The sequence below is a fragment of the Ideonella sp. genome, assembly GCF_041287625.1.
Taxonomy (GTDB): Bacteria; Pseudomonadota; Gammaproteobacteria; order Burkholderiales; family Burkholderiaceae_C; genus Ideonella.
On sequence record NZ_JBGGNH010000006.1, the window covers coordinates 80,542 to 96,891 of the forward strand.

Sequence of the window (16,350 nt, forward strand, 5' to 3'; positions counted from 1 at the left end):
TTACGCTGGCTCAGATGAAGTAGTTCATCGGCGACTTCCGGGACCCTGCTGCTTCTTACCACCACGTGCGGCCGCGAGTTCTTCCGCGGCTTCGGCATACGTGGTTGAGTGGATGCTGTAGGGGAGGGAATGCTGCTTGTCATACCACGAGAAATGTTCTTTGTAGACGAGCAGCGTATTGAAAACCCAGTCCAGGTCCGGCCCCGTTCGCATAATTGACTGGACGATAACGTCACCACGCTTGGAGGGGCGCATCTTGCGCTCAATCGCCGAATGCAGGCTCAATTTGAAGCCGGCGGTTGTCACGCCGTGTCTGAATGCGTATGCCTCCGGCAGGCCGAGCTTCTTGGCGCGTTTCGGGTCGTCCGGCAGGAACACAGTCTCGTAGATGCCACCCTTGTACGCTTCCCTCGGTTTTGACGTTGGCAGGGCCGGCAGCGGAGCCAATCGGATGTAGGAGAAGCGTCGGGTCTCGAAGTGGTCGCGCAGTTCGTCGGTGGTCCATGCATCGGGCCGCATCAGCCGCTTCCAAGCCTTGGCTGCCTGCAGACGCTCATCGCACTTTGGCGACGAGAGTTCTGGGTGCTCGTCCTGGGCATCCAGTGCCGCCAACACCTCAAGAAGTGCATGCGCTTGATGCGACATCTTCCGTGCAGGTTCCACCTCTCCGGCGGTGAGCCGCACGGACAGCTGTGCGAACAGGTCGGCAAGGATGCCGGCCTCCTTCATGTGGCGCGTTTGCTTTCCGCTCTTGCGGTTGCTCGTGCCTGCGGCCTTTGCCAACAGGGCTTGTGGGTCTCTTCCGCTCATTTTTTTATTTCCTTGGATGTAGTGAAACACTGCGTTATCGGCAGGTTGAAGTTGGTTTGAATGCGTTGAATCAGCGTCGGCTGAGCGCATGCTTGCTGTGCTTGAGTGACGTGCTGCTTTGCTAGCAAAGATTGAATGGGCTTGCGTTCATCGCGCTGGGCCAGGCAGCTTGCGCTGGCGCGGTGCGGCGATGTGCAGAACCCGACGCCGTGCGTCGGGCAGATAGATAGGGGAGGGCTGGTCTCGCCGTACTGGGCGAGTCAGTTGCAACCGACAGCTGTTGTTCTTGTGCGTACTCCGCTCGGGCGTTTGTTCGGCTCCGACCGGTCGGTGGGTTGCGCGCAGATTTTTAAAGAGCGGCTGGCTCGAGCGCGGAGCGCTTGAAGCAGCGGAAGTCGCAGACGGACTTCGGGCGTTGCGTTTCGTCGGGGTGTCCGTGACTCAGAACGAGTCCGGAGCGAGGTCTGTAGACGCGCTGTTGGCGTTCAGGTCCTCTGGTGGCGTCAGGCGGATGCCCTGCCAGTGTTGGCGCTGCGGCTGATGCCGAAGCGATGGGAGAACTTTACGCAGACGCAGGCTCGTTCGCAAGCGGCCACGGCTCAAAAGTTCGTGAAGAAGTTGTGGCGCCGCGGGTGACCTTGCGAGCGTGGCTTACGAGTCAAGCGCGGGCGCATCCTGCCAATGACTCGGCGTTTCAATCCTCAAGCAGGCACGCACGATGAGTGAACGAGCCCGCTGCGAGTTGCCGACCGGGTACCGTCTGGCTACTGGGCCCCTCGCAAAGAGGCCAGCCGTTCGGCTACCGCCTGCCTGCCCAAGGGGGGCGGTCCTCGAACATTGCCCGCTGCAAAGCACCGAGAGGACATAAGGATTTGCGGGGTGCATTTTCCGGTTTCGCGCCGACCCGTGTCATAGACGTCTCATCCGAGGGGTCGGACACCAGCTAGAAAGGCACGTCGTCGTCCATTTGGTCGAAGCTGGTACTCGACCGCTTTGCCGCGGGCCTAGCTTGAGCCCTTCGGGAAGCCGGCTCCGTTTGTTCACCGCCGCCGTCCTCACCCGTGGGCGGCCGGCCGACGTCGCCTCCCACATCAGTCAGTGCGGCTTGGAGTGCTTTCTCGACAGCGTCGATGCGCTCCTTGCAGACCTTGTACGCCGCGACCGATTCGGTGACGATGGATAGGAGGTCGTCGATGTTGGGCTCGGTCTGCTCGCGCAGCGTCTCCGCGTGTTCCTGCAACACGCCATAGGCCTCACGAAAGGTTCGGGCTTCCATATCACTTGTCTCCAATATCAAGTTTGCCGAGGACCTCGTCTGAGGCTTCGAGTTTGATGTCCCGCACTGTCGCATCGACCTTGCCGTCGCTGAACGCGACCTCGATGCTTTCCGCCGAAGCTGCGCTCTCGGCGCTGGTGAGCGTCTTGCCGTCGGTGCCCCGAACGATGGCAAAGCCTCGCCCGAGTGTCTTCTGCGGGCCTTGGCCTGCAATCTCGCGAAACAGCGCCTGCGCACCAGTGGACGCGTCTCGTATGGTTTGACGCGAGCGGTCTACTAAGTCGTTGAACTCGCCGTCGGTCGCATCCCGAGAGCGCCGAACGTCCAGACCTGCTCGGTCGAAAATCGCAGGCAAGGTGGCGTCCAGCTGGACCTTGGCGGTCCGCAATGCCGAGAACGCTTCAGCCTTGACGACGCTCAGCGCCGCAGGAACGACATGCTTGGCCTGCGTTACGTGGCCGGTCGCGCCGTTTCGAACTTCTCCGAAAAGCTCTTGCACCTCTCCCGCTGCTCGATGCACGACACGCACTGAGTCGAGCCGCAGGTCCGCCATCAACTGCGAGCACTGCGCACGGGCGTCGGCGAGGGTGCTCGAGGCAGCTGCCTTGACCTCACGGTCCAGTCGCTCGAGAGAAGTCTGCATCCGGTCGATGTCGCGGCGCCCTTGATTGACGATGCCCTCGAATGCGGTTCGGGCTTCGCGCGCTCTCTGGGTGACCAGCTTTTCGATGCCGGCGAAGACCTTGCTAGGCGTGTCGAAGGAAGTGTGGGCCACCTCATCGAGCACGGTGCTGTCTCGCTCGTGACCGATACCGGTGAGCACGGGCACAGGGCATTCGCAAATGAAGCGCGCGAGCGCGTAGTCGTTCAACCAGGCCAGGTCGTTCACGGCGCCGCCGCCTCGGATGAGGATGACCGCGTCTGGAGACTCGCCGGCCGGGAACTGAGCCAGTCCGGCTATGAGGGCCTCAACAATCTCCCCCGCGGCGCCTTCGCCCTGGAATCTGCTGTGCACGTAGGTGAAGCGGCAGACCTCGAACTTGGCAAGCCGGTCAGCTTCCTTCGAGAAGTCACCCAGGCCTGCGCCTCCCTGCGGTGCGACCACGAGTACCGCGCAGAAGTCCCACACTGCCGGCAGGCGCTTGTTGACGCCAAAGAGCTGCTCGCGCTTCAGGCGCTCGCGGAGCTCTCGCTTCTTCGCTTCCAGGTCCCCAAGGGTGTACGTCGGGTCGATGGCGTCAATCTCAAGCGAGAAACCAAACTGCGGCTTGAAGACCGGTCGAGCGCGAACAAGAAGCTTGATGCCGGCGCCGAGGGTGGCCCCGGTGGCTCGCTCGAATTCCGGGATGATGCGTTCCGCGGTTCGGGACCAGATGGCGGCGTTGGCCTTCGCAAGGACGCGACCATCGCCGTCTCGCTCCGACAGCTCGAGGTAGACATGACCGTCTTTGACGGAGGCGCGCAGGACCTCGGCGGTCGTCCATACACCGGAGGAGTAGGCGTCGGCAACGGCCTTGGCTACGCCCTGCAGGAGTCGGGAGAGTGGCACCCCGCGCTGCGCGGTCTGCAGCGCTGTCGATGGGCTAGATGGGGCGACCTCTCGGGCGGCCGATGCCTGTGGCGAGTTCGGAAGCCAGCTAGCAAAGGGTGCCAAGTCCAGCCCATCGAGCACGTACCAGCGCTTGGCGTCACTGTCCCAGCGGGCTCCAAGGGCCTTGACTGAGTCCTTCTCTTTGAACGGGACGGTGAGGTAGGTGTTGGGCATGGGCGGACAATGTACCTATGCGATGTGGCCAGGCACAGTTAGCCACTCACCGAGGCCCATGCCATGAGAGCCTCATCGAATTCGTGATTGGTGACTAGGTGCTCGCCCAAGAAGTCTTCGAGTTGGGGTCGCGTCACCAGCTCCACGTGGTTGGCCTCCGCCTGGAGCACGGCGCCGCCGTTGAAGCGTTGGTTGGTCACAGCGACCTTCCTGAGCTTCGTCCCGGCGAAACGCGCTTGGTATTTGGCGGCACCAGCGGTCACCTCTTTGATGGCATCCCAGCCGACATCGGCTGACTTTGAGCTCTTGCACTGGAGCAGTTCGCCGGTGCGGCCCATCAATGCGACCACGTCGACACCCCCATCGCCGCCGCGCTTTGGCGTGACGCTCGACTGGTAGCCGCGCTTAGACCAAAGGAGGCAGCAGAAGGCCTCGAACCCGTCACCGTCCATTCGGTCGACATCGTCCATCGTGAGGTATCGCTGTGGCAGCGCCTCGCCATCACCGTCCCCGCTCACGAGCTCGGTGAAGGAGGCGTCTTTCCCAGAGCCGTTGAGCATGGCCGTCAGCCCACCATCGTCAAGCGTAGCGCCCGCGAGCCCGGCTTTGCGCTTGAGCAGCTGGTCGAGGCGCACTTCGAATGTGCTGAAGTCGTCGGCAACGACGGTAGGGCAGTAGACGAACACGTCTCGCTCTTGACCAATCCGGAACGCACGGTCCGTAGCCTGAGCTTCCTTGGATGGGTTCCACGCGCGCGTGAAGTGGAAGACGTGGTTGGCGGCGGTGACGTTGAGACCTGCACCTGCGGCGAGAGTCGAAAGGATGATGACGTCAAAGCCTGGCTTGGCAGAGAACTTGTCGATGTAGCCCTGCCGTCCCTGAGAGTCACCGTTGATGATGAACGGCCGCAGGCCGAACGTCTCGCGCACAAAGTAGTAGAGCGCAGCCTGGGCTTCGCGCAGTTCGGTGAAGACGATGGCCTTCTCGTCAGCCTGCTGCACTTCGCCGAGGCGATTCAGCAACCATTGGAGCTTTGGCGAGTTGCCGAGGTGGGCATCCCGGCCTGAGCGGTCCAACAGGAACTTCGTGCCAGGCAGACAGTACGGCTCGGCGCAAACAGCCTTCATCAAGTGGAGCGCGCCGAACGAGAGCTGAGCTCGCTTGCGGCCGTTCGATTCCTTGGCGGCATCTTGCAGCTTCTTCAGCCCGCCCTTGTAGAGGATGCGCTGATGCTCCGTCAGCGCAATCTCGAGTCGCTCGTCCTCCCCAAGGAGCGGCTTGAAGCTAAGTACAACTTCGTCCACGCGCTTGTGGGCGAAGAGCTTCTTCGGGAGCTCGCTGGCGATGTCCGCCTTTGTCCGCCTCAAGGTCTGCGGTGCAATCGCCGCCTGCAGGGCCAGGAGTGCCTGCTTTTGCTCGTCGGTCTCGCACTCGATGGGGCGACGGTAGGCCTTGCCGAACTCCTCCAGGGCGCCCAGCAAGCCCGGCTGCACCAGGTCGAATAGGCACCAGAGGTCGGCCAGCGAGTTTTCGACTGGCGTGCCCGTGCAAGCAATCCTGAAGTCGGCCTTGAGCTTCTTCGCCGCAAGGGTCACCAGAGTGCCGGGCGTCTTGATGCGCTGGGCCTCGTCGCAGATGACGAACGCGAAAGGCTGCTTGGCGAAGGAGAACTCGTAGGAGGTCAGTACCTCGTACGTCGTGACAATCACCTTGGCCGTACCCGCCCAACCCGGCTTGAGCAGTTCGACGATGCCGTTGGCCTGCAGCTGGCTGTCGATGAGGCCGAGCGGCTGCTTGCGGGCCTTCAACTCGTCGCCGTAGAGCACCAGCAACTCGGGGAAGGAGGGCGTGAAGAACTTCTTTGCCTCGTTCGCCCAGTTTTCTAGCAGGCTCTTCGGGGCGAAGATGATTGACGCTGCTGCGTTCGGGTTGTGCTCGTAGTACTGAGCCAGGACCGAAAGGAGTTGAAGGGTCTTCCCCAGGCCCATGTCGTCCGCCAAGAGCGCTCCGCGACATTCAGTGGGTGCCTTGGCGACCAGGTGCTGGAACCACGCGACGCCGTAGTGCTGATGCTGCTTCAATTCGATGCCAGGACGCAGGCACTTGGGCAGCGTCGCCCGCCAATCCTGCTGCAGCGCCAACGAGTTTTTTCGTTCCTCGATGTAGTCGACACCATGAAAGTTCGTTTTGACAAGCAGTGTCTGCCTCGGTCCGGCCTTCTCTCGCGGCTTGGCCTGGCCGTCGCCCTTCACCTTGTCTTGCGCACTAAGCATGCTCGTGAAGCTGTCGACCAAGGTTCTCGCCTGTGCAGTGGCGACGGGTGTCGGGAGGCTGGGGTTCGTGACCTCGGTTTGCCCAGCGGCCTCGGCTTCGGTCACCTGCTTCGCGAAGTCGTCGACCCACTGCCGGGTTAGTGGAACCAGCACTTGGCCTTCATGACCCTGGAGGGTCACCTTCACCAGCGGCGTCAGGTCAGTTGGAAGCCAGCCCGAGTCCTCGCTACCTTCCTTTTTGTCTCGCTGAAACACGGGAACGTAGATGGGCCTGGCCGCGCCAATTCCTTCGATGCGGCCGCTGTAGCCGTCCATCTCATAGACATCATCGAAGTTGATGCGCTCTGCTGGTTGCGTGCGCCAGAGGTGCGCCAGCTGCAGACCTTGCTCAAGCTGAGAGGTCGCCTCTCCATCTATGGTCAGGTCGTACTCCTCCCACGCAAATCGCTCGCGGTCCTGCTCCAACGCGAGGCGCAGAGCGTCAACGAATTTGGTTAGCTGAGCAGGGTCGGTGAACTTCTGCGAGCCGGTCCGCGCCGCTCCGTCCGCGAAGTGCTCAGTGACGGAGAGGTCAACGGAAGAAACTCGCCCGCTCTCGAAGCGACCTACCAGGCTGAAGACTGCTGCTACCGAACCGGCGGCACCTTTGTCGATTTGGAATTCGTCCTCCCTAAGAACCTCGTGAGCCGACTCACCGAGGAATGCCCAGGGGTTGTGAATGAACTTCTCGGCTTTCGCGCCGGCCACCCGCCGGCCGGGCATCTCTCGCTTGATGACGCTGAGCACCTTCCGGACAGGCTCAGAGACGACGACGCGCACGCGGCCGGCGCCGCGCGTCAAGTCGTAGTGCGGCTGGACAGAGTTGTACCCGTCGAATGCCTTCAACCACCCATCGGGAGCCCCCTCGAAAGTGGGCGACACCGTGAGAACCCGTCCGAAGGGGGTCTCTTCCTTCGAAAGGGGGAGTCGCAGCACATCTGGCGTCAGAACATAGGTGGTCTCGAGGTACGGGGTCGCGTACACCGCGCCCGCACGGTCCGCCAGTTTCCGAATCCGACCCCAGGCCAACTCCTGCGTGTGCTGGCTTCGCTCGGACTGAGGCCGGCGTTGAAACTCTGCAATCTCGTGTGTCATGGCCCAGGCAGCGGCAGACAGCATCTGCGGCTGTCCTCCGACCGTTGCCACGGCTCCGTCAATTCGGTCTAGGGCGACCGATTGCGTGCCGTCGGTCCAGGAGGAGACGGCCACATCGAAGTCCGGCTCTGACAAGGAGCTCGTGCTGTCCAGGACAGGTCGAAGCGGGCCAGCAGGCGGCAGACCCAGTAGCTGCAGGGCTCCAATGTGCTCAGCGGCGCTTTGAAGTTCGTAAACATCACGCCAGGCCAACAGAGCCCCCTGCGCGTCCAGACTGCAACGACCCTCAGCCACCAGTTGCGCGAGGTATGCAGCGAGCACGGTGTCTTCTGGACCGGCTTCGTGAACCGCCTCGAGAAGCCCCTCCGCCGTCGGTTCAGGCAATGGATGGGCGAACTCCACGCGCACCCCTTCGGCTGACCACGATGTTTTTAGGGAGGGTTCGTCTGGCTTGGCACCAATGGCGCGTTTGAAGAAGTCGAGAATTCGCATCAGTTCCCCGGGTAGTACCAAGCTTGCCGACCATCCGACCACCGGAATCCCAGTGCCTTGAGTTCACTGGCGAGCTGCACGCGCTGGAGCGGGTCTTCTACCCAGAGACGGCCACCATTCGACGAGACACGCTTGTCGTCGATGCGCGCCCCGCGGAATCTGGTGACGAGGACCTGGACCGCGACCATGTCGGGTCCGTACGTTTCGGGTTGAGCTGGGGGAGGCGCCTCGGTCGTTCGAGTGGTGGTGGTCGCGCGGGCGCCGGTGAAGCCACCCGCTGTTGCTTGCCGCGTGTCGACCTGGTCTGGGCGAATCCCGAGGGCACGGAGTTCGGCTGCAGCTCGCGCCTGCCAGCCTTCGCGGTGAACGATGCGCGCCGCGGATTCAACTCGGAAGCCGGCAGCAAGGTCGCTGGTTCCTCCGTCGTAGAACTTGCTGTAGGGCTCAAAGGGCAACTGGTCCGCTTGATAGACGTAGCAAGCGTTGGGCTTCTTGCTGAATTCGATGATGAGGAACGACCCAATTTGCATCATGAACGCGTCGACCTCGCGCTTGCCAGTAAGCTGGGCATAGGCGCCTTCTTCGCGCGCGATGAGGTCGCGAACTCCCGGGTTCGTTCGCTTGAGCGCCATCGTGTCTGCGCCGAAAACCAGCCGGGTCCACGAAATCTGCTTGAGGTAGTTGGACCAGAACCCAAGGCGGCCCTCGTCGGCCTGGTTCCGCGCAGCCAGGATGTCGAAGAAGTCCTTGAGGTTTCGTTCGTTCACCCAGCTGAGCACCATCTGCCACACAGGGTCTGGAACTCGATTCCAAGCTGTTGCGATGCCGGCAGACTTGAGCTTCGGGTTCTTCCAAACAGTTGGCTGGCACACGAAGTCCCGAAGGCGCTCATCCGGTGGTGCTCCCTTGCACGCGTGGTAGCGAACCAAGATGAGCTCGAGCGCTTCATCTCGGAGTGCTGGTTTGCCCTGGATGAGCTTGAGCAGTTGTGGCAGAAGTCTTCTGAACTCGGCGTCTACCTCGGCTGTTGCGCGCTTGACCGCACCGAAAACCAATGCATGCCAGAACCAACTTGAGGGTGGAATGCCGAGGTCGACGGCGAGTTGGTCGGTTGCAGTCGTGTCTCCGCGGAGGTACGCCCGCGAGTACTTCTCCGCAGGCGCTTGCGTCAGCACTTCAGCTTCATGGCGAAGTACGCCGACCCAATCCGGCACCAAGGTGTCGCCAGCCTCCTTGTCGATGAGCGGCCACGTCCGCTCTAGGAAGGTCCGCAGAGCTAGCCACCCCGCCTTCGTCGCGTCGTCCTTACCGAGCGTTGGGTCGAAGTTGAAGTACGAGTAAAGCAAGCCGTGCCATGTAAGTCGCCAGAGTTCACCGCGCTTGGCTTCGGCTTCGTATGAGGCCAACAGCGTCTCTAAGCCACGATGCCCAAGGACCATCGCACCCGAGGCTTCGCTGATGGGTGTCGCAATCGCAGAGGCGATGAGGTCACGCTGCCAGCTGTCCAGGGCCTTCCCGCGCAGGAACGCCAAGGCAGCCGCATAGGCGTCTTCCTTCCCAGGCTTGGCCTTCGCGTAGCCTTGGAAGAGGCTTTCGGCCTCACGGGCGGGCTTCTCAACGAGCTCAGGCCTGCCGAACTCACCCGAGTGCAAGCCCATCGCGCCAATGGCTGCAGCGAGGTCGCGGGAGAGGCTGTGGAGGGCGGCCTCTAGCACTTGCCGAACTCCTTGCCGTCAAGCACGTTTGAACGCGGGGGCTTGCGTTCGCCGAGGCCCCAGAAGTCAATCTTGAATTCGACACGCCGGCTCTCGGCCTTGTCTGTTTTGATGGAGTTGAATGAGTAGCCGCCAACAAGGAAGAGTTCCTGCACCTTGCGCAGTTGTTCGCTCGTCAAAGGGGTCGAGCCGGGCGTACCCTGGAACAACGAGCAGACGACGCTGCGGCTTCGGTTCAGGCTCAGCTGCAGGTTGTATAGGTAATCGCCGTCCTGGTCGGTAAAGCCCTCAATGACGATGCTTCGCATCCAGCGTTGCCCCTCGTCTGTGGCTTGGGCTCGCAGAAGCACCGGGACGTAGGTTCGCAGGAACTCGCCTGCCGTTGCGGTGATGGTGTAGCTGCCACTTTCAAAGCGAACCTCTTTGCCGAGGTCGATTCGGTGGTTCTGCTGGTCTATGCCAACACCTTTGCTGAGCGGGTCGCCCGCAATCATCGACATCACTTTGTTGATGGCGTCGGTTCGTTCAATCTCCCCTCGGGTCGCGGCGTCGATGCTTTGCGTGACCGCGACCAGAGTGACTGCCATGACCACCAAGAAAAGAACCATCAGCGCCGACATCAGGTCGGAGAACGAAATCCAGAACGGACTCTCCCCGTCGTGCTTGCTACCTCGCTTGAGAACGATGCGCGCCAGCATCGTCAGGTCCTCTGCATGCGTTGGACAGCTCGGGCGAGCTCCTGGACGACGCCGTTGAGGTGGCCGGTGCCCTGGGCAAGGTGCCGGTCGGTCTCGGCGATGGTCGACTTAACTTGTCCGACCAGCGAACTACCGAAGTCGGTGAAGGCCTTGACCAAGGCGTCGTTGACACGCTGGAGGTGCTCCCGGCTTTCGGCTTCGGACTTGCGAATGACATCCGCACTTTCCTTGATGTTCGCCACCAGCTCTTGCGAGACCCCGGCCTCCTTCCTCGCTGATTCGATGAGACCGGTCAGGGAGGCGACATGTGCTTCAACTGTCTTCCGGGTGGAGTCGTACTGGTCGAAGCCGCGCTGAACGGCGGTGGCTGCTGCTTGCAGCGCCGTCGATGCGCCGGCAAGCGTTTCCGAGACCTTGGTTGAGCGCTCGAAGACGGTGGAAACCGCTCCGCCGGCCGTTTCAAAGCGTTGGGCGGCGGTGCCCATCGTCAGCGCACCTTGATTCATCCCGTCGATAGCTCGAAGGGAAACTTGGCCCAGCGCGTCGATGTTCTTCTGGGTCTTTGCGACTTGGTCGGATACCGCGCCAAGGAGTGACTCAACCTGGGTTGTCAGGCCGCCAACAAGTTGATTGGTCTGGGTCGAGAGTTGGTCGTGGCGTCCCGCCTCTTCCGTTGCCGCCGTCTTTCGGACCTTCTCCAACCCCTCGAGCGCGACCGCCATCTCCCCGAAGACCTTCATCACGGCCTCGTCCATGGCGTTCTGCGACTTGTTCTGTTCCTCGGTCACGAGGCGACGGAAGTCTTGAACGAACTCGCGCATCTGGTCGGTCATCAGCTGCTGGTTGTCCGCAGCCTTCTTCATCGCAGCCTCCAGAGTGCCGCTCATCTGGGAGGCCGCCTGTTCGTTCGTGCGCTGGATGTCGGCAAGGAGGGCTTGAAGGGAGCTTTGGACTGCGCCCATGGAGTCCATCGACCGCTGCATCTGTTCGTTGATGCCACGCATCTGTCCGCCGAAGGTGTCCTCGAGCTTGGCCATGAAGCCGGTGAGCAGCGACTCGAGCATGTTGTTCACCTGGTCGCCGTTGCCGCGGGCGGTGACTTCCATGGCTTCGCCGACGCGTTTCATTGGCTCGGCGATGGCCTTCGTGATGGACTCGCCGATTCGGTCGCCGAGTGCGTTGGTCGCAGCTTCTTGGGCTGCGATTTGCCTGTCCACCAGATTCGTCATCATCTTGTTGAGGTCTTCAACAAGGGCGTCCTTCAGCTGTGCCGTGCTTGCTGCGTTCTGTTCGGACGACTTCACCAGCCGAGCAAGGTATGCCTCTCCGGCGCCGGCCGCGTACAAGCTGTCGACAGCGTGCGTGAGGCGCTCAACCAGCCGATAGAGGTAGGCGAGGGCGAACCGGCTGACGAAAACGACCACCATCGCGCATGCGATGGCTGTGCCCGAAGCGATGAAGGCGTGTTGGACCCCGAGGAGCAATGGGCCGAGGCCGTTGACGGCGTCCTCGATGGGGGTCGGCCTGAAGGAATTTAGACCGTCCAGCAGCCCAGCGAATGTTCCGATGATTCCAAGGCCAGTGAGAACGCCAGGCAGGTGACGCGTGAACTCGTCGAAGAGCCTTCCGTCGACCAGCACTTCGCGATTGAAGATGGACTCGGCCGGTATGGTCGCGTGCATTTCGGTCAGCGCATTGCTGCCGGTGCCTGCCTTGTGCACACCATGAAGCGTCTTCTGGTACTCATCCCACAGGTGTTTGAGCGGCTCTGACTTGAAGGCGCTTCCAACCTTTGCTGGGTCTGGTGGGGTTTTGCCGTTGCGCGCAGCTCGGACGGCCCGGCAGACCGACGACAGTTGCCACCAAACCTGTGTTCCCTTCAGTGCGTACCCCACCAGAAAGGCGCCTGTGAGCAGCAGAACAAACAGGAAAACCCATAGCGGAACGCCATGAAGGTTCGCCAGCGACGGATGCAAGTGCCCCAGCGCCTTGGATAGTTCGTCCATTTACTTCCTCTCCCTTGCCGTTTCCGCCTTGCTGCGAACGGCGTCTTCTTGGTCTTCGATTCCGTGACGACGACAGTAGTCCTCGACCAGGACTTCAAGTGTGTTGGTCAGGCTGCGGCGCTCATTTGCCGCCGCGGCCTCGAGCAGGCGTTTCATCCGCGGTGTGATGCGGAAGCTCAGCCCCACCGTCTTCTCGGGCTCCATACCTGCCCTCCCTGATGTATTGCAACGCACAATACATGGCGGGCTCGGCAGACACAAGTAGATACAACGCGCCTACCGCCCTAAGTAGGTGTACAAGCACTCAAAACTGAGCTCAGCGCAGCGACCGGTGAGGGGCTGTGCGCTCGCCACCGAGCGTCCGCAGCGGAAACTGGTCAATCATCGAAGTTGGGCGCCCAGCGCGGCGAGTCATGAGTTGTGACCGACCGGACCGTGCTGCCTTCAGCCCTTTTTGTCCTCGGCAAGTCGTGCGGAAGGCGCCCGTTCCGAAACGACTCAATGACAGAGACCAACTTCGAGGCGACTAAATGCCTCACGAGACGCCTTGCCCGCGACCAGGAAGTGGGCTGCCCGGGGAGCTTCGTCTGTTGAGACGCGTCGGCGCGGTGCCTATACGAACGTGTGTCTTTCAAAGCCTGCCAGCGTCTGGCGAGTGGCTGAGTAGAACGATTTGTCGAAGGCCTGGTTTGCCGACGAACTATTTGTCAAAGCAGGACCTGGAGACGCCTCAGCGGACGATTCGGAAGGCGTAGGTGGCCGGTCCGAGAGGAATGAAGCGCACTTGGCACAGAAGTCGATTTGAGGACTCCGATGGTTTGACCAACGACCAGCTCGCCACTTTCCTCAAGCAAAACAGTCACGTAAGACCACTCAGAGCGCCAGAGCGTAGGACCATTTGTCAACGGGCGAGGGCTGAAAAACGGTCGATGGCGAAGAACCCTTTGTCGGAGTGACTCCGGCGTAGGACCATTTGTGCGGGGGTAGGACTTTATTGTCGATTCCCAACGGCAAGGGCTGGGCGCTGTACCGGCAAACCGGTATCAGTCACCTCATTTCAATCAGCGGACTGCACATCACCTTGTTCGCCGCGATGGCCGGGCTGCTGGTGGGCGCAGGCTGGCGGCGCAGCGTGCGGCTGCGGCACTGGCTGCCGGCGCCGGTCGCGGCGCGCTGGGGCGGGCTGGTGTTTGCCACGCTGTACGCGTTGATGGCCGGCTGGGGCGTGCCGGCGCAGCGCACCGTCTGCATGCTGGCGCTGGCGGTGGTGCTGCGCAGCTTCGGTCCGCCGTGGCCTGCCTTGCTGCTGTGCGCACTGACCGGGGCACTGGTCACGCTGCTGGACCCCTGGGCCATGTTGCAGCCGGGCTTCTGGCTGTCCTTCGCCGCGGTCGCCTTGCTGATGATGGCCGACGCTGCGCAGCCGGCCGTGTCACCCGAACCGCCAGGTTGGCGGGCACGCCTGCTGTTGGCGTTGCGCCGTGCCGCGCGCGCCCAATGGGTCATCACCGCGGGCCTGGCGCCGCTGACGCTGGTGCTGTTCCAGCAGATCTCGCTGGTGGGCCTGCCGGCCAACTGGGTGGCCGTGCCAGTGGTGACCTTCGTGATCACGCCGCTGGCCCTGCTGGGCACGCTGTGGCCAGGCTTCTGGACGCTGGCGGGCTGGCTGCTGCAGCCGCTGCTGGCCTGGCTGCAGTGGCTGGCCAGCTGGCCGGCAGCGAGCTGGGGCGTGCCGGAGGCCACCGCGCTGGTGATGGCCTTCGGGCTGCTGGGCGGCCTGCTGCTGGCTTTGCCCTTGCCTTGGCGCTTGCGGTTGCTGGGCGTGCCGTTGGCGCTGCCGCTGCTGTGGCCGGCGGTGCCGCGGCCGCCGGTGGGTGAGTTCGAGCTGGTCGCGGCGGACGTGGGGCAGGGCAGCGCGGTGGTGATCCGCACCGCGCATCACACGCTGGTGCACGACACCGGCCCGCGATTCTCGGTGGACAGCGATGCCGGCCAGCGCGTGCTGCTGCCGCTGCTGCAGGCGCTGGGCGACACGCAGCTGGACACGCTGGTGCTGAGCCACCGCGACCTGGACCACGTGGGCGGTGCGCCAGCATTGCTTGCCCGCTGGCCGCAGGTGCACCTGCTCAGCAGCCTGGAAGCTGGGCACCCATTGCTGGCGCAGGCGGTGCACCACGAGACCTGCGCCGCCGGCCAGCAGTGGGATTGGGACGGCGTGCATTTCCAGATGTTGTTTCCCGCGCCGGGGGCCCAGCTCGTCGGCGTCAAACCCAACACCGTCAGCTGCGTGCTGAAGGTCATTGACGCGGTGGGCCGCAGCGCGCTGCTGACCGGCGACCTCGAAGCGGCGCAGGAACATACGCTGGTGGTGCAGTCCCCCGCGCTGCTCGCCAGCAACGTGCTGTTGGTGCCACACCATGGCAGCCATACCTCGTCCAGCGAAGAATTCTTGCGCGCGGTGGGGCCGAAGGTGGCCGTGGTGCAGGTAGGCTATCGAAGCCGTTTTGGCCACCCGCATCCCGAGGTGCTGGCGCGCTACCAGGCGTTGAGCGTCCCGGTGGTGCGCAGCGACCACTGCGGTGCGTGGCGGTGGTCGGCAAATGGTGCAACATGCACGCGCGACGTGCAAAAGCGCCTTTGGCACTGGCAGGGGCCGGCCGCCAGCGGGTCTGTTCTGCCCGCGGCTGGTGCGGTTGTTGCTACGGATTCCCCTGCAGGAGAGCATGAATGAGACCCAGCTTCGACGAGATGCATGCGAACAGCGCGACAGTGCGCGAGCACTACCGCACTTACGACCGCTGGCTTGCCCAGCAGCCCGGCGACATGATGAAGGCGCGCCGCGAGGAGGCCGAGGTCATCTTTCGCCGCGTCGGCATCACCTTCGCCGTGTATGGCGACAAGGACTCCGGCGAAGGCACCGAACGCCTGATCCCGTTCGACCTGATCCCGCGGGTCATCCCGGCGCACGAGTGGCGTGAGATGGAAAAAGGCCTGGCGCAACGCGTCACCGCACTGAACCGCTTCATCCACGACGTCTATCACGGCCAGGAGATCCTCAAGGCGGGCATCGTGCCGGCCGAGCAGATCACCAACAACGCGCAGTTCCGCCCCGAGATGATGGGCGTGGACGTGCCGCACGGGCTGTACTCGCACATTGCCGGCATCGACATCGTGCGCGCCGCCAACCCCGATGGTTCCGGCAGCTACTACGTGCTGGAAGACAACCTGCGCGTGCCCAGCGGTGTCAGCTACATGCTGGAAAACCGCAAGATGATGATGCGGCTATTCCCGGAGCTGTTCTCCGACCACCGCGTCGCCCCGGTCGCGCACTATCCCGACCTGCTGCTGGAAACCCTGCGCAGCGTGGCGCCCAGCGGCGTCAACGACCCGACCGTGGTCGTGCTCACGCCGGGCATGTACAACTCGGCCTACTTCGAGCACGCCTTCCTGGCCCAGCAGATGGGCGTGGAGCTGGTTGAAGGCCAGGACCTGTTCGTGAAGGACAAATTCGTCTTCATGCGCACCACGCAGGGCCCGAAGCGGGTCGACGTGATCTACCGTCGGCTGGACGACGACTTCCTGGACCCGGACGTGTTCCGGCCCAACTCCACGCTGGGCTGCGCCGGCCTGATCGAGGCCTACAAGGCAGGCAACGTGACGCTGTCGAACGCGGTGGGCACGGGGGTGGCGGACGACAAGTCCATCTACCCCTACGTGCCGAAGATGGTCGAGTTCTACCTTGGTGAAAAGCCGATCCTGAACAACGTGCCCACGCACCTGTGCCGCGAGCCGGACGACCTGAAGTACGTGCTGGACCACCTGCCGGACCTGGTGGTGAAGGAAGTGCACGGCGCCGGCGGCTACGGCATGCTGGTCGGCCCGGCGGCGACCAAGGCCGAGATCGAGGACTTCCGGGCCCACCTGGTCGCCAATCCGAGCAACTACATCGCCCAGCCCACGCTGAGCCTGTCGACCTGTCCGACCTTCGTCGAGTCCGGCATCGCGCCGCGCCACATCGACCTGCGGCCGTTCGTGCTCTCGGGCGCCAAGGAAGTGCAGATGGTGCCGGGCGGGCTGACGCGCGTGGCGCTCAAGGAAGGCTCGCTGGTCGTCAACTCTTCACAAGGCGGTGGCACCAAGGACACCTGGGTGCTGGAGGACTGATCCCTCGACATTGACAT

The 16,350-nt window shown here is 62.9% G+C and carries 10 protein-coding genes; 2 read left to right on the forward strand and 8 right to left on the reverse strand.

All coding sequences use genetic code 11. The features are described 5' to 3' along the window. Nucleotides 1-24: 24 nt before the first annotated feature. The 8 genes from ACAH41_RS01225 to ACAH41_RS01260 form a co-directional block, all read right to left on the reverse strand. Entirely contained in the window at nucleotides 25-900 is an 876-nt protein-coding gene (locus ACAH41_RS01225; protein ID WP_325651778.1) for a hypothetical protein, read from the reverse strand. An 853-nt stretch (nucleotides 901-1,753) separates the two neighbouring features. After that, entirely contained in the window at nucleotides 1,754-2,086 is a 333-nt protein-coding gene (gene xseB, locus ACAH41_RS01230; protein WP_325651777.1) for an exodeoxyribonuclease VII small subunit, read from the reverse strand. Nucleotide 2,087: 1 nt separating this feature from the next. After that, a complete protein-coding gene (xseA, locus tag ACAH41_RS01235; protein ID WP_325651775.1) occupies nucleotides 2,088-3,851 on the reverse strand; it encodes an exodeoxyribonuclease VII large subunit in 1,764 nt (587 codons plus the stop codon). A gap of 38 nt (nucleotides 3,852-3,889) precedes the next feature. Further along, nucleotides 3,890-7,750: an SNF2-related protein gene (locus ACAH41_RS01240; protein WP_325651773.1), complete on the reverse strand. Its 3,861-nt coding sequence runs from the start codon at nucleotides 7,748-7,750 to the stop codon at nucleotides 3,890-3,892. Next, nucleotides 7,750-9,465, reverse strand: coding sequence for an EH signature domain-containing protein (locus tag ACAH41_RS01245; protein ID WP_325651772.1), 1,716 nt, complete (start codon nucleotides 9,463-9,465; stop codon nucleotides 7,750-7,752). Before ACAH41_RS01245 ends, ACAH41_RS01240 begins: the two co-directional genes overlap by 1 nt. Further along, a complete protein-coding gene (locus tag ACAH41_RS01250) occupies nucleotides 9,459-10,163 on the reverse strand; it encodes an OmpA family protein (RefSeq protein WP_325651769.1) in 705 nt (234 codons plus the stop codon). The genes ACAH41_RS01245 and ACAH41_RS01250 overlap by 7 nt, the downstream gene beginning before the upstream one ends. A 2-nt stretch (nucleotides 10,164-10,165) precedes the next feature. Then, entirely contained in the window at nucleotides 10,166-12,169 is a 2,004-nt protein-coding gene (gene zorA, locus ACAH41_RS01255; RefSeq protein WP_325651767.1) for an anti-phage ZorAB system protein ZorA, read from the reverse strand. Then, on the reverse strand, nucleotides 12,170-12,373 hold the full coding sequence (locus ACAH41_RS01260; RefSeq protein WP_325651765.1) for a hypothetical protein: 204 nt from the start codon (nucleotides 12,371-12,373) through the stop codon (nucleotides 12,170-12,172). 790 nt (nucleotides 12,374-13,163) lie between these two features. On the opposite strand from ACAH41_RS01260, the gene ACAH41_RS01265 reads away from it, so the two are divergent. Both ACAH41_RS01265 and ACAH41_RS01270 read left to right on the forward strand, forming a co-directional pair. Then, entirely contained in the window at nucleotides 13,164-14,900 is a 1,737-nt protein-coding gene (locus ACAH41_RS01265) for a DNA internalization-related competence protein ComEC/Rec2 (protein ID WP_370538123.1), read from the forward strand. After that, nucleotides 14,897-16,333 carry a circularly permuted type 2 ATP-grasp protein gene (locus ACAH41_RS01270; protein WP_325651762.1) on the forward strand — a complete coding sequence of 479 codons (1,437 nt, stop codon included), beginning with the start codon at nucleotides 14,897-14,899 and terminating at the stop codon, nucleotides 16,331-16,333. Before ACAH41_RS01265 ends, ACAH41_RS01270 begins: the two co-directional genes overlap by 4 nt. Nucleotides 16,334-16,350 lie beyond the last annotated feature (17 nt).